20 protein-coding genes and 3 pseudogenes are annotated in these 20905 nt (G+C 61.3%); 17 read left to right on the forward strand and 6 right to left on the reverse strand.

Annotated elements, in window-relative coordinates; genetic code table 11:
* The first annotated feature begins 891 nt into the window (after positions 1 to 891).
* The 8 genes and pseudogenes from ACNJYB_RS33960 (at position 892) to ACNJYB_RS33995 (ending at position 9406) form a co-directional block, all read left to right on the forward strand.
* The gene (locus ACNJYB_RS33960; protein ID WP_439368084.1) at positions 892 to 1752 is read left to right on the forward strand and encodes a tyrosine-type recombinase/integrase; all 861 of its coding nucleotides are present in this window, start codon (positions 892 to 894) and stop codon (positions 1750 to 1752) included.
* A 6-nt stretch (positions 1753 to 1758) separates the two neighbouring features.
* Positions 1759 to 2940: an IS91 family transposase gene (locus ACNJYB_RS33965; RefSeq protein ID WP_439375460.1), complete on the forward strand. Its 1182-nt coding sequence runs from the start codon at positions 1759 to 1761 to the stop codon at positions 2938 to 2940.
* A gap of 403 nt (positions 2941 to 3343) precedes the next feature.
* Positions 3344 to 4249: pseudogene (locus ACNJYB_RS33970) on the forward strand (IS5 family transposase); the annotation flags it as partial.
* Positions 4250 to 4272: 23 nt separating this feature from the next.
* On the forward strand, positions 4273 to 5316 hold the full coding sequence (locus tag ACNJYB_RS33975; RefSeq protein ID WP_439370931.1) for an IS110 family transposase: 1044 nt from the start codon (positions 4273 to 4275) through the stop codon (positions 5314 to 5316).
* A 286-nt stretch (positions 5317 to 5602) separates the two neighbouring features.
* Positions 5603 to 6091 (forward strand): annotated as a pseudogene (locus tag ACNJYB_RS33980) (IS5/IS1182 family transposase); the annotation flags it as partial.
* A gap of 504 nt (positions 6092 to 6595) precedes the next feature.
* On the forward strand, positions 6596 to 7801 hold the full coding sequence (locus ACNJYB_RS33985; RefSeq protein WP_439370932.1) for a CRISPR-associated endonuclease Cas3'': 1206 nt from the start codon (positions 6596 to 6598) through the stop codon (positions 7799 to 7801).
* Positions 7734 to 8666, forward strand: a complete 933-nt coding sequence (gene cas3 / locus ACNJYB_RS33990; RefSeq protein WP_439375709.1) for a CRISPR-associated helicase Cas3' — start codon at positions 7734 to 7736, stop codon at positions 8664 to 8666. Before ACNJYB_RS33985 ends, cas3 begins: the two co-directional genes overlap by 68 nt.
* A 131-nt stretch (positions 8667 to 8797) precedes the next feature.
* Positions 8798 to 9406 carry a hypothetical protein gene (locus ACNJYB_RS33995; RefSeq protein WP_439375804.1) on the forward strand — a complete coding sequence of 203 codons (609 nt, stop codon included), beginning with the start codon at positions 8798 to 8800 and terminating at the stop codon, positions 9404 to 9406.
* Positions 9407 to 9425: 19 nt separating this feature from the next.
* On the opposite strand, the pseudogene ACNJYB_RS34000 reads toward ACNJYB_RS33995, so the two are convergent.
* Positions 9426 to 9950: pseudogene (locus tag ACNJYB_RS34000) on the reverse strand (alpha-amylase family glycosyl hydrolase); the annotation flags it as partial.
* Here ACNJYB_RS34000 and ACNJYB_RS34005 point away from each other — a divergent pair.
* Positions 9911 to 10150 carry a hypothetical protein gene (locus ACNJYB_RS34005; RefSeq protein WP_439375805.1) on the forward strand — a complete coding sequence of 80 codons (240 nt, stop codon included), beginning with the start codon at positions 9911 to 9913 and terminating at the stop codon, positions 10148 to 10150. The pseudogene ACNJYB_RS34000 and the gene ACNJYB_RS34005 sit on opposite strands and share 40 nt — an antisense overlap.
* A 126-nt stretch (positions 10151 to 10276) precedes the next feature.
* On the opposite strand, the gene ACNJYB_RS34010 is transcribed toward ACNJYB_RS34005, so the two are convergent.
* The 3 genes from ACNJYB_RS34010 to ACNJYB_RS34020 all read right to left on the reverse strand — a co-directional run bounded on the left by ACNJYB_RS34010 (position 10277) and on the right by ACNJYB_RS34020 (position 12663).
* A complete protein-coding gene (locus tag ACNJYB_RS34010; RefSeq protein ID WP_439375710.1) occupies positions 10277 to 10561 on the reverse strand; it encodes an inorganic diphosphatase in 285 nt (94 codons plus the stop codon).
* A 351-nt stretch (positions 10562 to 10912) separates the two neighbouring features.
* Positions 10913 to 11392 carry a DUF2269 family protein gene (locus ACNJYB_RS34015; protein ID WP_439370933.1) on the reverse strand — a complete coding sequence of 160 codons (480 nt, stop codon included), beginning with the start codon at positions 11390 to 11392 and terminating at the stop codon, positions 10913 to 10915.
* Positions 11392 to 12663, reverse strand: a complete 1272-nt coding sequence (locus tag ACNJYB_RS34020; RefSeq protein ID WP_439370935.1) for an SDR family oxidoreductase — start codon at positions 12661 to 12663, stop codon at positions 11392 to 11394. Before ACNJYB_RS34020 ends, ACNJYB_RS34015 begins: the two co-directional genes overlap by 1 nt.
* A 555-nt stretch (positions 12664 to 13218) precedes the next feature.
* Here ACNJYB_RS34020 and ACNJYB_RS34025 point away from each other — a divergent pair.
* The gene (locus ACNJYB_RS34025) at positions 13219 to 15144 is read left to right on the forward strand and encodes an APC family permease (RefSeq protein WP_439370937.1); all 1926 of its coding nucleotides are present in this window, start codon (positions 13219 to 13221) and stop codon (positions 15142 to 15144) included.
* Between the two features lie 477 nt (positions 15145 to 15621).
* Entirely contained in the window at positions 15622 to 15840 is a 219-nt protein-coding gene (locus ACNJYB_RS34030; protein ID WP_439370938.1) for a hypothetical protein, read from the forward strand.
* 216 nt (positions 15841 to 16056) lie between these two features.
* Here ACNJYB_RS34030 and ACNJYB_RS34035 read toward each other — a convergent pair whose 3' ends face one another.
* Positions 16057 to 16311 (reverse strand): hypothetical protein, encoded by a 255-nt coding sequence (locus tag ACNJYB_RS34035; protein ID WP_439375806.1) that lies wholly within the window; start codon positions 16309 to 16311, stop codon positions 16057 to 16059.
* 169 nt (positions 16312 to 16480) lie between these two features.
* On the opposite strand from ACNJYB_RS34035, the gene ACNJYB_RS34040 reads away from it, so the two are divergent.
* Positions 16481 to 16612: a hypothetical protein gene (locus tag ACNJYB_RS34040; protein WP_439370940.1), complete on the forward strand. Its 132-nt coding sequence runs from the start codon at positions 16481 to 16483 to the stop codon at positions 16610 to 16612.
* 556 nt (positions 16613 to 17168) lie between these two features.
* On the opposite strand, the gene ACNJYB_RS34045 is transcribed toward ACNJYB_RS34040, so the two are convergent.
* A complete protein-coding gene (locus ACNJYB_RS34045) occupies positions 17169 to 17666 on the reverse strand; it encodes a ferritin-like domain-containing protein (RefSeq protein WP_439370942.1) in 498 nt (165 codons plus the stop codon).
* Positions 17667 to 17898: 232 nt separating this feature from the next.
* Between ACNJYB_RS34045 and ACNJYB_RS34050 the strand changes: the two genes are divergently transcribed.
* From ACNJYB_RS34050 to ACNJYB_RS34070, 5 genes are all read left to right on the forward strand, one after another.
* Positions 17899 to 18465 (forward strand): NuoB/complex I 20 kDa subunit family protein, encoded by a 567-nt coding sequence (locus ACNJYB_RS34050; RefSeq protein WP_439370944.1) that lies wholly within the window; start codon positions 17899 to 17901, stop codon positions 18463 to 18465.
* Between the two features lie 22 nt (positions 18466 to 18487).
* Positions 18488 to 19366 carry an MBL fold metallo-hydrolase gene (locus tag ACNJYB_RS34055; RefSeq protein ID WP_439375711.1) on the forward strand — a complete coding sequence of 293 codons (879 nt, stop codon included), beginning with the start codon at positions 18488 to 18490 and terminating at the stop codon, positions 19364 to 19366.
* Positions 19367 to 19398: 32 nt separating this feature from the next.
* On the forward strand, positions 19399 to 19770 hold the full coding sequence (locus tag ACNJYB_RS34060; protein WP_439370945.1) for a hypothetical protein: 372 nt from the start codon (positions 19399 to 19401) through the stop codon (positions 19768 to 19770).
* A gap of 395 nt (positions 19771 to 20165) precedes the next feature.
* On the forward strand, positions 20166 to 20276 hold the full coding sequence (locus tag ACNJYB_RS34065) for a hypothetical protein (RefSeq protein ID WP_439375712.1): 111 nt from the start codon (positions 20166 to 20168) through the stop codon (positions 20274 to 20276).
* A 19-nt stretch (positions 20277 to 20295) separates the two neighbouring features.
* The gene (locus ACNJYB_RS34070; RefSeq protein WP_439370947.1) at positions 20296 to 20454 is read left to right on the forward strand and encodes a manganese catalase family protein; all 159 of its coding nucleotides are present in this window, start codon (positions 20296 to 20298) and stop codon (positions 20452 to 20454) included.
* Positions 20455 to 20905: the final 451 nt, after the last annotated feature.

Below are 20905 nucleotides of genomic sequence, written 5' to 3' on the forward strand. Positions count from 1 at the left end.
TCGCTAATCACCACCCGGACCGCCCCCGCCTGTTGGCGTGCGCCATCTGCGTGGCGGGAATGGAGAGGAAGCCGAACGTGAGGCGGCCCCTAATTCTCTGGCGGGTCGCCACCATCCGACAGCGGCAACTTGCGCTTAAGCGCTCGGAGCTCCTCCGCACGACCCTGAAAATACGTTGGAGTGAAATGGCGTTCGATGCCCATGACGGCCAACCACCTATGCTCCGGTCAGCCTAATTAATGGACTCTCGCTCCGACTCTCTTCGGCCGGAAACGGCTTTTGGGTCTTGCGGCCCAGGAATGTGTCCGCGCGCGGGAGCTTTAGCGCCTCTAGGCATTCCCCCATCGCCGCCAGGTAGCGAGCTTGGGCGAGCGCCAAGCGCGAGTGGTCCTCGCGATAGGGCCGGTAGAACTCGGGCGGGCGCACGGCAGGCATGGCGTCTGCCTAGACCTCAAAAGCCAATTAGGACACTGCCCTTACGGACAGCACCGAGAGTGCCGTCCAACGGCCGGAGAGACGGCCCCGGCTATCAGGGCTAGAGGGTAAGGCCGGGGCCGCTCCGCCGGCTCGGCTGCGAACTTGATGCCGGCCCCGAACCCTTGGCCTATCGCCTTTGCAGCCGTTCTGCGACAGGAACGGCGCGTTGATCTTCTCGATGTAGTCGTCCGTGAAGAGTGGCTAAGCGATTGAGCTAGAATCGCATTTGTGTCGTTGTGGACTGTTTTGCGTTTGCAGGGGTTTGATGCTTCGGGCGTCGGAACCTTGCAATTTCATTTTCAGGATTGAACGAAGCCGCTGGCGCGGCATGTAGGGAGGCATAGCAAGGATTGCCTCCTGTCTGAGAGGATTGCGGGTTTTCGAAGCCCAACCCTTTAGACAGGAGGTTTTCCGATGGCTGAGATCAGCCCACTTCGCCGCCGCATGATCGAGGACATGACGGTCCGCAATCTGTCACCGGCGACGCAGCAATCCTACCTCAACGCCGTAGCGAAGTTGAGCCGATATTTCGGTCGTTCTCCTGACCGCCTCGACCTGGAGGATATCCGTGCTTTCCAGGTTCATCTGGTTGCGACGGGGATGTCCTGGCCGGCGCTGAACCAGATCGTCTGCGCACTGCGGTTTTTCTACGGTGTGACGCTGGGTCATGACACCGTTCCGGAGCGCATCGCCTATGCGCGTAAACCGCGCAAACTGCCGGTGGTGCTGAGCGCCGACGAGGTCGTGCGCTTCCTGGAAGCAATCCCAAGCCTCAAGAGCCGTACCGCGCTGACCACCGTCTATGCCGCAGGCTTGCGCGTATCGGAAGTGGTCCTCTTGAAGGTTGTCGACATTGATAGCCAGCGGATGTTGATCCGGGTCGAGCACGGCAAGGGCGGCAAGGACCGTTACGTTATGCTCTCGCCGCAGCTTTTGAGGATTCTGCGGACGTATTGGCGGCTCACTCGGCCCAAACGATGGCTATTTCCCGGCCGCGACGACGAGCGTCCGCTCGTCCCTAACGTGCTGCACGCCGCCTGCCGTTCAGCCTGTACGGCGGCCGGCTTGAGCAAGTCGGTGACAGTGCATACGCTGCGGCACACATTCGCGACCCATCTCCTGGAGAACGGGGCCGACGTGCGCATCATCCAGGTGCTGCTCGGCCATGCCAGTCTGCAGAGCACGGCGCGCTATACCCAAGTCGCCACAAAGACCATCAGCAATACGCCAAGTCCGCTTGACCGGCTCCGCCTGGAGGTCGTGCCGCCCGGCTGAGCGGACCTGATGACTCCAGTTCTGGAAGTGGCGGATATCTTCCGCCGCCACGGCGAAGCGTTTCGGCAAGCTCGTGCCGGACATCTGGGTCGCGTCGAGCGGCGCGTCATGGGCGCGATCACGGCATGCCGGACGGCTGTGCTTGGCGGCCACATCGAGCAATGCGACGACTGCGGTGCCACCCGGATCGCCTACAACTCCTGTCGCAATCGGCATTGCCCGAAGTGCCAAGGCTCGGCGCGCGCGCAATGGCTTGCCGAGCGACAATCCGAACTCCTTCCCGTGCCATACTTCCACGTCGTCTTCACCTTGCCGGCGCCGGCCAGAGAGATTGCTTTCCAGAACAAGGCGGTGGTCTATGCCATTCTGTTCCGCTGCGCGGCCGAGACGCTCACCACCATCGCGGCCGACCCCAAGCATCTCGGCGCTCAGCTCGGTCTGACCGCCGTCCTCCATACTTGGGGTCAAACCCTGCAACACCATCCGCATATCCACTGCGTCGTGCCTGGTGGTGGACCTTCACTCGACGGCACACACTGGGTCGCTTGCCGGCCCGGCTTCTTCCTGCCGGTGCGCGTCCTCTCCAGGCTGTTCCGCCGCCTGTTTCTGCAAGAGCTGCAAGCTGCCTTCGCGGCTGGCCAGTTGGGCTTCTTTGGCGATCTCGCCCGTCTCGCCGATCCCGCCGCATTCGCCGAGCGCCTCGCTCAACTTCGATGGACCGACTGGGTCGTCTATGCCAAGCCGCCATTCGGTGGGCCCGAACAGGTGCTGGCTTATCTCGGCCGCTATACGCATCGCGTCGCCATCGCCAACAGTAGGCTGATCTCGCTTGCCGACGGCAAGGTGAGCTTTGCCTGGAAGGACTATCGGCAGAATCGTAAAACCAAAGTGATGACGCTTAAGGCCGATGAGTTCATTCGTCGCTTTCTCCTGCACACCCTGCCGGACAGCTTCCACCGCATCCGCCACTATGGTTTCCTCGCCAATGGCGGACGCAACGATAAAATCGCTTTCTGCCGTCAACTCCTTGCTGTCCGCAACGCTCCGACTGATCAAGAAGCCGGCGCCGATCCCCTCACCAAATGCGAGATCCCCGTCTGCCCGCATTGTGGCGGCACCATGCGGCGCGTCGATATCGTCCCGCGAGCCTGCGCGCGCGACCAGCCGTTTCATTGTGATACGTCATGACCAGCGTCTGTACCATCCACCCCTTCCGTAATCACCTTCTTGGTGGCAACGTCCGAAGTCGCCGTGGCCGCGCTCGTCACCGAACACCCCGCCAATCGTTCGGTAGCGCATCCCAGCGCTGCAAATCGCTCGCTGGATCGCGCCCTTGGCCCGATCAATCGGGCCCCTCACATCCGATGAATGACTCGCGGACGCGCGGCGACCACAGGCGAGCGTTCCCCGCAGCCGCACCCGCTGCACTATTCCCATAGCGCCCACAACTCCGCAGCTTCGTTCAATCCGGCTTCTATGAGGTCGCACGCACCACAGAGCGCGCGGCTCGCGCCTGCCACGCGACCTCACAGAACCCTCAAGATTCCGTCGAATCGCCAACCATGATTCCGTCATCGCATCGGAGGTGGCGATGCGACCGAAGAAGCACAGGACGACGGGATCGGGCGATCTGTTCCGGGCCAGGCTGGACCAAATCATCAATATGAAGCACGAGCTGGTTCAGCTCGCCGGCAAGGTCGATTGGGACTGGATCGACGGCGAGATCGCGCCGCTCTATAGCGAGATTGGTCGGCCCGGGATCGCGAGCCGCTTCATGATCGGGCTGTTGCTGCTCAAGCACATTTACGGGCTGTCCGATGAGGGGGTGTGCGAGCGCTGGGTCCACGACCCATATTTCCAGTACTTCACCGGCGAAGAGTTCTTCCAGCACGCATTCCCGCACGAGCGCTCGGACCTGAGCCACTGGCGCAAGCGGCTCGGCGACAAGCTGGAGCTGTTGCTGGCCGAGAGCTTGCGGGTGGCACACGAGGCCGGCGCGTTACGCAGCCAGGACATCAAGCGGGTCACAGTCGATACCACCGTGCAGCCGAAGGCGATCACCTTCCCGACCGATGCCAAGCTCTTGCACGCGGCGATCAAGGGGCTCAACCGTCTGGCGAGGAAGCACGGGGTCAAGCTGCGGCAGTCCTATCTGCGCATTGCCAAAACCGCGACAATGATGGCGGGACGCTACGGCCATGCCAAGCAATTCAAGCGGCATCAGCGGCAGTTGCGCATCCTGCGCAGCCGACTGGGCCGGATCATCCGCGATATCCGCCGCAAGATCGAAGGTCAGGCTGTGCTTGAGAACACGTTCGCCCTCCCGCTCAGCCGGGCCTCGCAGATCCGCTCGCAGCAGCAGCGCCAGCGCGGCTTCAAGCTTTATTCCTTCCACGCCCCGGAGGTGGAGTGCATCGGCAAGGGCAAAGCAGCCGCGCCTTACGAGTTAATGGCATGGACCACGCCCGCTCTCGGCGGCAACGTGCAGCCCGGCGGGGGGCAGCAGCAGGAGCGCAAGCCATGTCGAATACGAACCTTGTCACAATCGGCATCGATCTCGGGAAGAACACATTCCACGTCGTCGGTCTCGATGCCACAGGCGCAATTACGCTACGCAAGAAGCGGTCGAGAAATCAGCTTGACCAGTCGCTGGGCAATATTCCGCGTTGTCTGATCGGAATGGAGGCGTGTGCAGGCGCACATCATCTGGGGCGCAGGCTCGAGAAATTCGGCCATCAAGTACGGCTCTTGCCGGCGCAGTACGTCAAACCATACCTCAAGGGTCACAAGAATGACTTTCGGGATGCTGAAGCGATCGCCGAGGCCGCTCAGCGGCCGACAATGCGGTTCGTTCCAGTGAAGTCAGCCGAACAACTTGATTTACAGGCACTACACAGAGTTCGCAGTCGATTGGTGACGCAGAGAACGGCGGTCATCAATCAAATCCGGGGCTTTTTGCTTGAGCGAGGGCTACCAGTGCGGCAGGGAGCGGCAGCACTCCGACTGGCACTTCCTCAGATTCTCCCAGCGCCAAACGACAACTTATCGCCTCGCGTGATCCAGCTCATTCAGGACTTGGCCGACGACTGGCGCTATCTCGACCGACGGGTCGCGTCAATGACGAAAGAAATCGACGAACTCGCTGATCAACATCCACACTGTCGCCGCCTAATGAGTGCGCCCGGCGTCGGGCCGATCATCTCAAGCGCGATGGTCGCCGCCATCGGAACCGGTGATGCCTTCCATAAAGGCCGAGACTTTGCAGCATGGCTTGGTCTGGTACCAAAGCAAATCTCGACCGGCGATCGAACCATTCTCGGGCGCATATCGAGGCGCGGTAATCGGTACCTGCGAACGCTGTTTATTCAAGGTGCCAGAGCCGTACTTCTGCAGCGTCAGAGTTGGCCTCGGCATGGCTTCGCAGCCTGGTTAGAGGCAGCGTCGAAGCGGCTCCACTCCAATGTCTTGGTTGTTGCCCTGGCCGCAAAACTTGCGCGCATGGCCTGGAGCATGCTCGCAAAGGGCCGTGACTACGACGGCAACCTCCTGGGCCGCACCGCATAAGAAACAGGGCCGGAAAGGAAAATCCAAGGTCGGGATCAGAAGGCACAATAACCCGCCGAGGTTTGCGAGACGGAAAGGACGAATGGAGAAACGGTTCCACCGACACTTCTGAAGCCTGGTTCGACTCCATGGCCCTTCTTGAGGCCGGCGAGTTATTGAGGACAGAAGTGAGCGGATATCCATGATGGCTCGGGGCAACAGCCCCAAATTGAAGCCGGATAGATTGGCGCAAACCGCTTCATCCCTTTGTCGATTCCTCTTGCAACGCGAGCGTGGTCCATAGATCGGCGTCAAAGCCTCCATCGTCACCAACAACCGCCGTTCTCCCGGGGGCCTGTTCGTGCTGCACGCCAGGGCGCTACCCGATAACCCGTACGACGGTCACACCTTGCGGGACGTCATCGACCGCACCGAGACACTCACCGGCTGCGCGATCGAGCGGGCCTATGTCGACAAGGGATACCGCGGCCACGACGCACAAAATCCCCGACGGATCTTCATCTCCGGCCAGAAGCGCGGCGTCTTCGGTGTCATCAAGCGCGAGCTGCGCCGCCGCTCCGCCATCGAACCCATCATCGGACACCTGAAGGCCGATGGTCACCTCGGCCGCTGCTACCTCAAAGGCCGCGCCGGCGATGCGGCTAACGTCATCCTCTCAGCCGTGGGCCACAACTTCCGCCGCATCCTCGCCTGGCTCAGAGAACTCTTGTGCCTCATCCTGCTCCAGCTATGGCGCACGTTCGGCCGTCCCGCCCCGCTCAATTCGCCTTCTTAACGGACGACGATGTAAATGCGGCCATCCTGGACCGCCTCGATGTTCTTGGCGAGCTCGATCAGTTTGCGCGCGGCGGCCTCTGGGTCGGCACAAGGCCGGCTCGGGCGAACTTAGTCACGCGGCGCCCTGACGATCTACTGGGCCCACCAAGGCGTTCCACGCCAATGCGATGCGCAGCCACTGTTCGCGCTCCAGGGGGCACGTCGCTGCCAGAGCTTTTCTCATTGCAGCGAGAGCTTCTGCTTGATGGTCGAGGGGGCGAATCATGGGACTATCGTTCGTTGGAATTATTAAAACCAACGAAATGCGACAGCCCGGAAAATTACGGATGAGCACGTGGGGGGCCAGTGCCATTGGCGGCTTACCGCTGTCAAAATCCGGTCGGACATCAGCACCGCGTCTGCCGCAAGACTGGCAGACGAACCGCGACTCAATGTCGGCTAGTCTATAGTGACTTCAACTCGCCCAGCCTACACTGGACCGGCGCGTGGATCGGGGGTCGTTGTGTCGCATCTGCAATTTTGGGGAAAGACTTTCGCCGCTGGCAATCAATCAATCAAACGCATAGAACCAACTTATAAGCCCGTCCTGCATCATCTTCTGGATGTCTCGGCCGTCACGCTAGTCTTTCTGCGAAACCAACCTGGCCGCTTGGCCCGCGAGGCCAAGCTCGTCTCGATGGAGCCGGATGCATATGCAAACCTCATGGCGTTTCTGGCCGGCTTGCATGATCTCGGAAAATTTACTCGGAATTTTCAGGCCAAGCGACCAGATCTCTGGCCCTCAGCCTTGGGGGCATACCCCGGCAGTTCGGTCCAGGGACCTCCGCACTGGCGCGCCACCGGATTAATGCTTCAGACGGATATTTTGAGCGCACGATTCCGAACTTTCTTCCCCCAACTGAGTGGATACGACGCTTGTGTAGTTGCCGCGATCGCTGGTCATCATGGCCGTCCACCGCCGTTGGAAGATACCGACAAGATCGCAAACGACGCTCTGCGCAAGGGAACTTGGCTGGACCGGCAATGCCTGAACGCCGCGTTGTTCGCTTTCGAGACTCTTGAGCGACTGACCGGCGCGGGACCCGCAATGTCATTTGACCCGGATTCTGCCACGTTGCTCTCCTGGCGACTTGCAGGATTAATTACGCTCGCCGACTGGATAGGATCGGACGCAGATTATTTCGGCCCTCTGGGAGTAAACACGCCAGTCGAAGACTATTGGCGCGACGCCCAGTGTTGTGCGCACAGTTCGCTGATCGCGAAAGGGCTCCTGCCGTTGAGGGTGGCGACTGCGATAAGTCTGGAATCGATCGCACCGCGTGCGGCGACGTCCCCCCGGCCAATGCAGCGGCTGGCGGAGGATGTAGCCCTCGCCGAGGGGCCGCAGCTGCTCGTTATTGAGGATGCGACCGGGTCAGGCAAGACCGAAGCGGCCATTCTCCTAGCCACGCGGATGATCGCAGCGGGGCTTGGCGAAGGTGTCTATATTGCTCTGCCGACAATGGCCACGGCGAACGCCATGCACGCACGTCTGGCTGACATGTCGGGCAAACTGTTCGAAACCAGCGACCGAATCCGACGCCCTTCGCTCATTCTCTCGCATGGCAAGTCGATCCTGGCCGGAGCGCTTGCCGAGCTTGGTGCGCGACTCTGCCGGCGAGGGGGAGGAAACGACCGCGGCCAGCTGCAACGGCTGGATCGCGGATGATCGGCGCCGCGCCTTCTTCGCCGACATCGGCGCTGGCACGGTCGATCAGGCATTTTTGGCTGTATTGCCGAAGAAGCACCTCACGCTGCGGCAATACGCGCTCGCTGGTCGTATTTTGATCATCGACGAAGCCCACAGTTTCGATAGCTATATGAAGGAGGAACTGGACTCTCTCTTGCAATTGCACGCGATGAACGGCGGGTCCGCGATCGTCCTGTCCGCGACGTTATCGGCGCAGGCGCGTCAGAAGATCGCGCGTGCATTCCTTCACGGGCTTGGACATGGGCTACGGCAGGCACAGCGACAAGCGGCCACTTGCGCCTCGCAGGCTTATCCCCTGCTCACACGCGTGGCGACTGTGGGCATCGAGGAGTGCGGACCCGGCCTGGACGCGCGATTGGAGCGGACAGTTGCCGTCGAGCGAGTTCCCGATCGACCGGCAGCCATTCGCATTGCGAGCCAAGCGGCAGATCGAAATGGGGCGGTGCTTGTCATCTGCAATGCGGTTGATGAGGCGATCGAAGTCCACACGGCATTGGCAGCCCTGAGGCCGCAGGGAACGGTGCATATTTTTCATGCACGCTTCGCGCACGGCGATCGGCTTGCGATCGAAGACGCTGTTCTTGCCCGCTTCGGCCGCGAGGCCGCCACCAGCGATCGCGCTGGCCACGTGCTGGTCGCGACGCAGGTCGTCGAACAGTCGCTCGATCTCGATTTCGATCTCGTCATTTCAGATCTCGCGCCGGTCGATCTTATTCTCCAGCGCGCCGGCCGGCTCTGGCGCCACATGGACCTTCGGCCCGCAGGATTACGCCCGGCAACTGGACCTGTCATGATGGTTGTTCGCCCGACCCGTCAGCCGTGACGCGCAGTGACTGGCTCGCTGGATGTCTGGGGCGCGCCGCTTACGTCTATCAACATGCGGGAATCATGTGGCGTTCCGCGCGGACGCTATTCGATCGGACGGCGTTTCAGGTTCCCGACGATCTCCGACCAATGATCGAAGCAGTCTATGGGGATCGCGTCGAACCCGTCCCGGCGGTCTTGCACGGAGCCGAGATGAAGGGCGCGGGGAAGGATAGCACGGCGAAGACTTTAGAAAGGTTCAATGTCGTGGATCTGGCCGCCGGCTACGGCACGCTTCCGTCGGACCTGCGCTGTGACGAGGAGATCGGCACCCGCCTCGGCGAGGAAACGGTCACGGTTCGCCTCGCACGGCGCGAAGGCGAATCGCTTGCGCCTTGGTTTCGCTCGGACGGTGGCGCTCGTCTCAACTGGGCACTGTCGGAACTGCGCGTTCGCAAGGCATTCTGGGGGAAGGCCGCCGCGCCGGGCGCAGACGCGGCCCTGCCAGTGCCATTTCCGCGGCTCGGCGGTGGTGTTGAGGGCTACCAGCACTTCGGTCGCGCCCGCCACGCGCTTGAAGGCGAGGACATCGTCCCGCGATCGCAGCGGGGCGTAGCCGCCCACGCGCAGGCAGGCATGCTCGCGCCGGAGCGCGATCAGCGCGCGAAACAGCGCAAGAACGGAACGTCATCCCGCTGCTGCTCGGCCACGTTGGGCGCATCGCCCGCTCCAGCGGCAGCCATGGCCCGCCCGTGGTGAAGCCGCCGCTCTCGGTGTCATCCCAGCGCATCGGCGCCCGCTCAGGGTCGCGGCACAGGCCATAGCCGGGCACGAGCTTCTCGAAAGGATCACGAACGCGATCGGGCGGTATGGCCACGCGTTTGCGCCCAATCTCGTCACCCATGTAGAGGAACGGCGTTCCCGGCAGCGTCATCAGCAGCATCGCGAGCACGCGCATCTGGGCCGTGCCGATTTTGCTCGCGATCCGCTGCTTGTCGTGCCCGCCGATCAGCCACCAAGCCTTGTCGGGGATTGCATTGAGATAGGCGTCGATGGCCGCTTGCAGCGGCAGCGCCTGCCATTGCGCGTCCAGCAGCGCGAAATTCAGCGGCAGATGCAGGCGCGGCCGACCGTCACCGTAGAAATGACCGATCCGGTCGGTCTTGCCCTGGAATTCGCCGCACAGCAGCCGATCCGGGTAGCTATCGGAGGTCAGAGACGCCGTCGACGCCGAGCACCACGGCCCTCCCCGTTGATGACAAAGTGCTGCTCTCGGTTGCGCAAGCTGGCGTGGACGATCCATGGAAAGCGGTCGGTCCAGTTGTGGCCGTTCCTGGTGATGAGGCGCGCGTTGCGGCCCGCGTACTGATGTCGACTCATCTGGACCGCCCGCGCGAACCTTTGCCGGACGCGACGATCCTGCTTCGGGGCAATGAAGGCGTAATCATCGCATTCATCTCCGACGACAACACCGGACACCGAACCTTTGATCGGCTCCTGTAGCGCATCCAGTCTCAAACCAGCGATGCATTGTGAGGTGGCCAAATTCTCGCGTTGGCCCAATCCGACCACGCTGCTTGATCTGGCGAGTCAGCAAGTGTACCCCGCGCTATAGACGACACCTATTTATCAGCTTGACGGCGCGGCCGCGCCGCGCCAGCCAAGAAATTCGAGCTTTTTGCTTTTGAGAGCGTTCGTAGCGTCGAAGAACTTTTCCAATTGCTCGGTTGCTGTCGCGGGTAGGTTACGAACGTCGGGCAAATCACCAGCAAAGAAGGAGTGCTGAGGCACCGCAACCACCCGGTCATTTCGCCTTTTTTTGCGTTCGCTCACCTGAAGGACCTTGAGAACGCCAATGGGCCTGCACCGAAGCACGGTCCCCGGATAAGTGGCGCCATCGTGGATCACCAACACGTCCAAGGGATCACCATCATCCGCCAGAGTGGACGGGATAAATCCCTAGGTTAAGCCAGCCATCAAGGCCTTCGAAAGCGTAAACACCCGCAGCTCGCGATCGAATTCCAATTTGCAGCAACTCCCGCGAGGAGTCTCAACCACAGCCAAGATATTCTCTTTGTCGGCCCAAGTAGGCATCAAATAGTTGGTCATCTCACACGTCCTCTGTTTGGAACGTGCGGTCAATTTCCGGGTTCCTATCTGAGAAGAGCAGGCGGGAACCCGCAGACGCAGTGGCCCTTGCGGCATCGGCGTCAGGGCAGGGCGGCGTCTCTTAGAGCCGGGACGATCCGACCAAACAACTGCATGTTAGTCCCAGTACGGAATAGTCGGGCGGGCGATCATCAGCCAGAACATCGCCAGCACGGCTGCGAACGCCGGAAATCCGAAGGCGAACCACCAGCGGAAGAGACGGTAATATTCGGCAGGCAGCTTGGCGTCGGTCTCGATCGCGCGAGCGGCAAGGTCGCGCATTCGCATTTGCATCCACACCACCGGCAGCCAGAAGGCGCCTGTCACCACGTAGAGTGCGATGGACGCCGCAACCCATCCGTCGCCAAGGGAATACCCGCTCGAGCAGGCGAGCCATGTGCCCGTGATCGGCTGCAGGATGACCGCAGTCGCCGTGAACAGGAAATCGGCCAGCACCACCGTCCGCGCGACCCCCGCGATCTCGCGCGGGTCGCCGCGAAGATGAGCCACCAGCATGAAGAAGGCGATGCCGGCACCCGTGCCGAGCAGGACGGCAGCACCGATGATGTGCACCATCTTCACGAGGAAATAGAACATCAGCGATCCTCTCGAATCGCCATGGCGACGAGATTGAGCATGATGACCGGCCAAATCTTCAACATCGGCCCAAGCGGATCGGCCCACAGCCGCGGCACCAGCGCCGTACCGATCACGGCATAGCTGAGCGAGATGGTCAGTGCTGCCCATAGGCCATAGCGGCTCACAGGCCGCCAGAGAATTGCAAGGCCAATGACGATGTCGGCGAGCGCGCCAGCGACGACTGTGAGAGCCGCGACTTTTTCTTGCAGCCCGCCTTCCCGCAGCAACGACATTCCAATTCCCCAGCCCGGACCGAGCGAGATGATGCCCGTGCCGATCCAGAACAGGCCGAAGACGCCGAAAATCAGCGGCTTGAGCGCATATAGCCGAGCAAACCAGCGCTCCTGCACCGAGGCGGGTTCGCGTGCGAGCGCAGCTTCGATGTCGCGCGGTCTTATGCCGGTGATCTGACGCCAGGGCTCGGCATCCCCGGTCGCGCCGCGCCGCATTTCTGCCTGCGCGGTCGAGTTGACGGGTGTTGCCCAACCCAGCATCTGCGCCACGTCACCCGCGCGATAAGCAGCCGAAGCCACCCAAGCTGGCAGGTGCAGGCGGTAAGCCGGCCTCCAGCGCAGCCAGGCGCGAAACAGCGCGACCGCGTCGCTGAACGCAATCCGCTCCGGGCCGGACAGATCAAGCGCGATGCGGGAGGGAGCGCCTGGTCGCAGGAAGAATACCACCGTCTCGACCACGTCGTCGAGATGCACCGGTTGAATAGAGGCGGTGTCCGGCATGACCGGTAGAACCGGGAGTGACGCCAGCCCGCGCAACAGCGCGCTGCCACCATAGGCCGGCCGGCCCACCACGACCGAAGGCCGCAGCACGACCCAATCGAGGTCCCTCGCCATCAAGACGGCTTCGCCGTCCGCCTTGGTGCGAGAAAAATCGCTGCGGGCGTCGCGATTGCTGCCGATGGCCGAGAACAGGATCACACGGCGGATGCCCGCGCTTTCACAGGCCGCGTAAAGCGCCGCGCTCCCGGCGACATGAACGGCTTGCATGTTCTGTCCTTGCAGGGCACCCGCCGCGTTGACGACGGCGTCGACGCCCGCAAGAAGTCCCTTCCATTTCGAAGCATCGGTCGTCCGAGCGAGGTCGAGGGCAACGTGGTGCCTATCAGGTGCGGCCGGATGGCGAGACACCAATACGCATTCGTGCCCTTCGGCGGACAGCCTGGCGTGGATTGCCGAGCCGATCAGTCCCGTACCCCCGACGAGAAGGATGCGCATAAACTTGTCCTTCCTCCGACCGAAAACGGCTGATCCGACATGCCACGAATAAAGCGAGTCTATTATGATCGTTCCTGGCCGTGGAACTGATGAGCTCGTGCAGCAGTGCCTGGTAGCTGGCTTGCACCTTGCCTACGACGCTCGTCAACCGAAGGCCTGCCTGCCGCCACGGCGGAAATGATTTGCTGCCCATTGAGCCCTTGCGCGAAGGTCCTCTCGTCATAGCGGCAGCCAGCCCGTGGCAGGCCAGGGCGCGTACAAGAAGCGGGTCTGGTCTCATCAGCTGGCCATCGCGATAGCTCCCTGCTCCGAAGCGCCCGCCAGCCGGGCCCGTCCGCAAGCCTCTCCAAAATGAGGAACGTTCACCGCTGCATCAGATTGGTTCGCAGACCATCTGCTCAGGAGCGAGCTCCAAATGCCTGCAACCGGGCGAGCGGGTAGGGAATGGGCTGCCGGTTGAAGGAAGCAGATCCGGAGAACGATGTCGCGGGCGAAAGAACAAATACAGCCGTTCTTAAGAGACTTTCGTTTCGTCTCTTACTTCTGGATACTTCTGTGAGCGTACTCGACATTATTCTTGGCAGACGGTTAGCCAATCGCGAGTTCAACGAGCGGAAAATCGGGACCTTCGAAGGGCTGCCGGCGATGGGACTGGACGGGCTCGGCTCGTCCGCATATGGACCCGAAGCCGCGCTTTCGATCCTGATCCCACTGGGAGCAGCTGCGACGTCCTGCATCGGCTGGGTCATGTTGCCAATAGTGGCCCTGTTGGCGATTCTTTTTGCTTCATACTGGCAGACCATCCGCGCCTATCCCAGCAACGGAGGCGCGTACATCGTCGCGAGAGACAATCTCGGCACGAACGCCAGTCTCCTGGCCGCCGCTGCGCTGATGGTGGATTATGTCCTCAACGTCTCGGTTGGGATTGCCGCAGGCGTGGGCGCCTTGGTATCCGCCGTGCCTGCGCTGCATCCGTACATCCTTCCTCTTTGTTTGGCCATCCTCGCCATAGTCACCTTGGTCAACCTGCGCGGCACCTTGGATGCGGGACGCGTGTTTGCGTTGCCAACTTACCTGTTCGTTATGACCTTCGGCTTTGTTATTGGTCTCGGAATCTATCGAGCGCTCTCGTCCGGCGGTCATCCACAAGCCATCGTGCCGCCGCCAGCAATGGGGGAGGCCACGGAGGCGGCGACGCTGTGGTTGCTTTTGCGCGCGTTCGCCAGCGGCTGCACCGCCATGACTGGCGTCGAAGCCGTCTCTAACGGCATGACGGCCTTCCGGGAGCCCGCAGTGAAATACGGGCATCGAACCCTGACTGCCATCGTCGTTATTCTGGGCGTGCTTCTGCTTGGCATCGCGTTTCTCGCCCGCGCCTATGGGATTGGTGCGATGTCTCAAGAGCACGACGGATATCGCAGCGTCCTGTCCCAGATCTCGGCCGCGGTGGTGGGGGAGGGCGTTCTCTATTACACGACAATCGGATCGCTGCTCTGCGTGCTGGCCTTTTCAGCCAATACCAGCTTCGTAGATTTCCCTCGCCTCTGCCGAGTTGTCGCTGAAGATGGATTTCTGCCAAAATCATTCGCCATCGCAGGCCGCAGGCTGGTCTTCGATGTCGGTATCCTCTATCTGGCTGTGACGTCCGGAATTCTGTTGATTGCATTCGGAGGGATCACCGACAGGTTGATCCCGCTCTTCGCGATCGGTGCTTTCCTGACGTTCACGATCTCCCAAGCTGGGATGGTTTGGCATTGGCGCAGGAGCATAGCGGCCGGACATTCAAGCAGGGAAAACAAGACCCATCTTGCCGTGAACACGGCGGGAGCGCTCACGACAGGCCTAGCTCTGATCGTCATCGTGGCTGCAAAATTTTTGGAAGGAGCCTGGATTACAATTCTGGTGCTTCCGATTGTCATCGTTTTGCTCAAGGGCATACGAAGCTATTACGATCAGCTTTTCGATGAGCTTCGTGCCGCAGCGCCCGTTCAGCTAAGCACGTTGAGCGCACCGATTGCCATCGTCGCGTTCGAGAGCTGGACCAAGCTGACCGAGAACGCCCTGATGTTCGCGATGAGCATCTCGCCGAACGTGACAGCGATCCATCTTCTAAAGTTGTCTGGGCCGGATCAGGAAGAAGAGCGGCGGAGACTGGAGGAGCGCTGGCGGACTCAACTGGAAGAGCCTTTGAGCCGAGCAGGCATGTCGCCGCCCCGACTCGTGCTACTGCAATCCCAGTATCGAAACCTGCAGATCCCCATGGTCAAGTTGATCAATGAGATCAAAACCGAACATCCGGGCAAGCGCATTGCAGTGTTGATTCCAGACGTGGTGAAGGATCGATGGTATCAGCACCTTCTGCATACGCATCGGGCGGCCCGGTTGCGCTCACGACTGCTCCGAATGGGGGATGAAGACCTGACGGTGATCAGTGTGCCGCTTCGCATACGGCATGGAGCGCAACACGATCACCCGGAGTAAGACATGCCAACGCGATTTGCCCGGCGCTGGCGAACAAGCAGAACTACCGGGCGACCCCTAGAGCGGCCCACGCAGAGGCAGCAGGCGAGCTTTTAAGGGCCGTCCAACCGGTGCGACCGGTACGTCTGCTGCGACGCAGACGCTCGGCCCGCCGGGCCCAATTCATCGAGGTCTTGGCTGCCTTGCGGAGCGATATCTTTATCTCTGGATATTCGCAATTGTCGGCGTTCGCGCGAAATTCTGCTGCGCGATCTCGGAAGTATTTCGGACCGTAGTGACGCTCGAAGCCCATGACACCAATCCCCGGATTGGCTGTTCACGGTTAATAATGGACCTTCAGTCCAAGTGTTCCGCCTTCCTAAGTCGGCCCAGCTCGCAGCTCCGATTCCGATAGGCTATTCCACCGATTTTAGATACGGTCGCGCAGCGTCGAACAGAACCATTGAGGCTGCCGTTAGCGAGGCGAGGAGTAACTCCATGAGTAAGGTCATTCGCAAGGTAGTCGCCGATCCTCCGATCATGACCGTTGGCGACCTCATCGATGAACTGTGCCGATTGCCAGATACCGCGCTCGTTAGCTTCCACTGCCCCATGCTCGAACAAGAACTTACGTTTTACCGTCTTCGACGGCGATCGAAGGCCGTCGTTGAAATCGAAGTGAACGCGTCTCCGCAAAGCATCCCATCCGCCGCTTAAGAATGGAAGTCGGTCGCGGGAACGACATCTCCGTCCCGGCTTAACAGACCGTCGCTCGCCGTGCCCATCGGGCGGCGCACGTCGCGGGATGCTAAAGGTCGCTGGACCCGCTGTTTCAAGCGCCCGCGTGGATACCAAAGGCGACGGTCTCGGCCTCTTTGAGAATGAGGCACGGGTAGGTCCGTAGTAATCTTTTTGACCTGGCTCACTGGTCGCCTATTGGCAACTCGAGCCGAATATTTCCGGTCCACCTCTCGATGAGCTGCCCGCATTGCGCTCCTGGCCACCCAACACGATGCGCGAGATCAGGTCGGCGAGATCGCCCTTGCCGTCGCCATTGGAGTCCTGAAACGAGATCAACGCGATCTCATAGATGACGGCGGACTTCCACCATGGATGTTCGGAATAGCGATCGGCCGTCATTGCCTCTGTTGACCTCGATTCTAAGTCGGCGGCGTTGAGCCGTTGCAAAGGACTCCCTCGGTTTCAAGCATATAAAGGGACAATGGTTGCTAGTGCTGCAGTATCTCTTCGCCTGCTATTGATAGGGTTCTCCATCCGAACGAATAGATTCCGCGGAGCAAGCTGGGGATCTAGGAACTTTAGGAGGCACGGGACTCTTTATCTCTGGAGACAAGCGATGCGAAAGCTGTTCAGCGACCTTGACGATAAGACGCGCAACTTCATCCTGCTCTATGTTAACGTCGCCATCGCGGTCTGTCTTTCCGCTGCGATCGGCGGCGTCATCCAGTTACTCAGAAACATGTTTTAGGCTGACCCTCGCGACTACGTTCACAGGGCCGGTACCGTTCGAGTCGCACCTTTGTGCAGTGTGGTTAAGCCGAGTAACTAGCCTGTAAGGACGAGAGCCCATTCCGGATATTCTGCTGCGTACTGCGCCGTTAGCCGTAGCCGGGAGCACTCCTCCGGCCGCCATTGGGAGACTGTTGTCGGTCTGCAAATATCCGCGTGGGCGTCTTGCTGACACTCCGCCGGATCCCTCCAGCCTGAGCGTGACGTTTGCTCGCTCTTCACGTGTGGGCATTTTGAAACAGGGTCGGCGCTTCGCCTCTCCGACTGGAGGGACGTTGCAAAAAAGGACGCCCTGCCATGACACCATGAACGGATGGGTCCCAAGTACCAAATTAGCCGCGTCGCGGCCGCCAGGTCATCTGTAGCATCTCCTTCCTCCGAAGCTCGCGTCAGTGCCGGATGGCGGTCGCGGTGAAGTCAATGTGCAGCATGCTTGGGGATCATCGAGCTCCCGCAGCAAGCTACGAGATCTCGATAGTCGCAAGTATACGGGCGATCTCACCCCTGCGCTGATGCTATGCGGCCTGCCGCTGATGCGACAGAAACTCCATCGTCACCTTTTCGACGTTTGAGTCGATCCACGCGGCCATACGCTGCTCTTCCTTCAAAGATGCCTCCAGTTCCGCCTTGGCCTCGGCGACTCCCGCTGCACCGCAGAGTGCAATGAGAGACTTGTAGGCCGCGATCTCGAAGTTCTCGAACGCGTTGTTAGCGAAGGTGTTCTTGAGGATCTCGTCATCGGCCACCGAGTGCGCCATTGCCTGCATGTTGGCCATCACCGACTGAGCCGTGTCCTTGAGGCTGGACGTGCTCTCCCCGCAGGCTTCCAGGCACCGCTCGAGCCGCTTCAGTTGCTCGTTGGTCTCCTGAAGGTGAGCTGCGACCTTCGCCTTGACCTCCGGATACTCGTCAAGGCGCTCCGACTGGCGTTCCATCAACTCCCTCGCCTGCACTTCCATAGCGTGTGCATTTCGCAATCCAACTACGAATGTGTCGTGCGCGCCGCTTGCCATTGGTTATCCTCCGTTTGAGTGCTTCCCTGCCGCAACCGCACCCCGCAGCGATCGTTCCAAAGACCCTTGTCCCGGCAGTTTTTTTGCTCGCGTGTTCCGAAAGAGGACCCGACGCTAACTTGCGATAACCCGACATCAAACACGTAGACGCTCGCAGGAACGGGCCCGTGAAACGCCTGTTCTCAGCAGCGTGACGTCGCCATTTGCGCCGTCTCCCATCCCGAGAGCCCCAATGAGTGACACCCCCTTGCACGCCGACACTCGCGATCTGCGGCGACCTGGCGACGGATCGCCGGCGAACGCATCCGATCCATACTTCATGCAGATCCGCGATGATCTCTCCGGCAAGGGGTTTTTCACGGCCACGGCGGAGGAGCTGATTACATGGGCACGCACGGGATCGCTGATGTGGATGACGTTCGGGCTCGCCTGCTGCGCCGTGGAGATGATGCAGATGTCGATGCCGCGATATGACGCGGAACGATTTGGCTTCGCGCCACGAGCCTCGCCGCGACAATCGGACGTGATCATCGTGGCCGGCACATTGACCAACAAGATGGCCCCGGCGTTCCGCAGGATCTATGACCAGATGCCGGAGCCTCGGTACGTGATCTCGATGGGATCCTGCGCCAACGGCGGCGGCTACTACCATTATTCCTATTCCGTCGTCCGCGGTTGTGACCGCGTCGTTCCCGTCGACATCTACGTCCCCGGATGCCCGCCGACCGCCGAGGCGCTGCTCTACGGTGTCATGCTGCTTCAGAAGAAAATCCGGCGGATGGGAACGATTGAGCGATAGAACCACAGCAGGCTGGCACGACATGACGCAAATTTGCTTACCCTCCGCGGCAAGCGCCGAGCACCCAAACCTCGATTTCGACCGCAACGACAATACGCGTCAAATCGTCGCTGACATCGCCTACAAGCAGCTTGCCATCGTCAATGTGATTTTCGTCGGCTGCGAAAATGCCGGGGACGGCAATTGGGTGCTGGTGGATGCGGGAATTCCGGGGTCGGCCCAACCGATCTGCTCCGCGGCGAGGGCGCGTTTCGGCGGCAGCGGCAGACCTGCCTGCATCGTCATGACGCATGGTCACTTCGACCATGTCGGCGCGCTCGAGACGCTTGCAAGTGGATGGGACGTGCCGGTCTACGCGCATGCTGAGGAACATCCGTATCTCGATGGCAGTCGCTCCTATCCGCCGGCAAATCCTGGCGTAGGTGGCGGGCTGCTCGCGCTGATCTCGCCGCTGTTTCCGACCAGGCCAGTCAACGTCGCATCGCAGCTCTATGATCTTCCCAGCGATCACAGCCTGCCATTCATGCAGGCTTGGCGCTGGATCCATACGCCCGGTCATACGCCGGGACACGTCTCGCTCTGGCGAGAGCGCGACCGTGTGCTGATCGCGGGAGACGCGTTCATCACCACGCGCCAAGAGTCCGTCTACTCGGCGGTCACGCAAGCGCCCGAGATGCACGGACCTCCTATGTATTTCACGCCGGATTGGACGAGCGCGAAGGCTTCGGTGCGCAAACTTGCAACGCTCGCGCCGGAGATCGTCATCACAGGCCATGGCGCTGCGATGCGGGGGCCAGAGATGCTCGCGGCGCTGGAGACGCTTGCCGCGCGTTTTGATGATGTCGCCGTTCCCCACAACGTTGCCGCTGAAGATGCGACGAACCGTGAAGGCCACAGGTGATTGGTCCGAGTCTCAACCCAAGGAGATGCAACATGCGTAAGACAATTCTGACAGTCCTCCTGGCCGCGATGCTGGCCAGTACCTCGATCGGCGCAGCGCTGGCGCAAGGGGCGGGCGGAGCTGGTGGCGCCGGCGGCGGCGCTGGTGGTGGCGCTGGTGGTGGCGCGGGCGGCGGAGCCGGTGCTGGCGCAGGTGCAGGTGGTGCCGGAGCCGGCGGGGGCGCGGGCGGCGGTGCCGGAGCAGGTGCGGGCTCCGGCAGCGGAGACGGCGGCTCGGGCGGCGCCGGGGCGGCGGGCGGCGGCGGCATCTCTCATGTGGAGCGCGGCGGGCAAGGTGCATCAAGCCCGCGCGGCATGCGCAACGAGATCACCCCTCCATCGAGCGGCAACGTTCCTCGACACTAGACAACCGCGCGCCTCGGTCCGTTTCCTTCCAGACGTGCGCGCGAGAGCGGCCCCGGCCAGACCCTCCCTTGCGCCGGGGCCGCATTCGTTTCTGCAGAATGATGCGACGGAATTAGAATGCATCCACGAATGCACGAACTGTTTGAGAAAAACAACCCGCCAGGTTCGATTGCACCCACGTACCAGGACGCGAGCTGCGCGTGTACTATTTCGACAAGTCCTGCAATATCCCGTCGGGGTCGAGAAGCCCGGTCCGATCTTCGCACGCCAGCTGAAGCAGGCCATCGGCGCGTCGAGGGCGAGATCCCCGTCTGCCTTCAATACTTCTCCAAGCCTAGGGCGCGCGCGGCCCTGCGAAGTATCGCGACGTCCTTCTCAACAGCGCGACGGAAGAGATCGGCCATATCGAGATGCTCGCCACGGCCGTTGCGTTAAATCTCGAGCAAGCGCCGGCAACGATGCAGAGAGCAGCATGCAGGCCAATCCCATGGTCGGTGCCGTCATGAGCAGCATGTCATCGAGGGAATGTTGCATCGGCATCTGCTGTCCACTGGACTGTCGGCATTCCCCGCCAATTGCGACGGCGTGCCGTTCGACTGCTCCCAGATCTACACCAGCGGCAATCTCGCGGCCGACATGTACTGCAACGTCGCCGCGAATCCACCGGACGTACGCTGGCCGTAGGTCTCTCCAACTCAACGAAGCCCCGGGAATGTAGGACATGCTCAGCTGCCTTATCGCGCGCGACACCATGCATCAGCAGAAATGGCGCGCCCAAGGCATCGCTGCCGATTCCGAACAGCTTCGATCGCAGCAAGGAAGCGACTGAATTCAGCTAAATCTTCATGTGCACCGAGCGCGGCGGTGACTCGCTGCAGACGGGACGCTATTGCGAGGGCCCTTCCTTCGACCGCAAGGGGACGTTCACGTTCCGCGGCGGATTCGAGCCTATGGGCGGGAGCCGGTGCTTGGACGCGCACGGTCTGACAGCGGCGCACAGTGGAGCAGATGGACGAGCCGCCCGTGACGAATGCGCTGAGCTGAAGTCCATGCCGCCCGATCTGGGACGGCCCGCACGCGACCCATGTGGGACATTTTCACTTAACTTAAACAATAGCAAAAGGCCTCCGGGGTC

Source organism: Bradyrhizobium sp. SMVTL-02, assembly GCF_051853005.1.
Classification (GTDB): Bacteria; Pseudomonadota; Alphaproteobacteria; order Rhizobiales; family Xanthobacteraceae; genus Bradyrhizobium.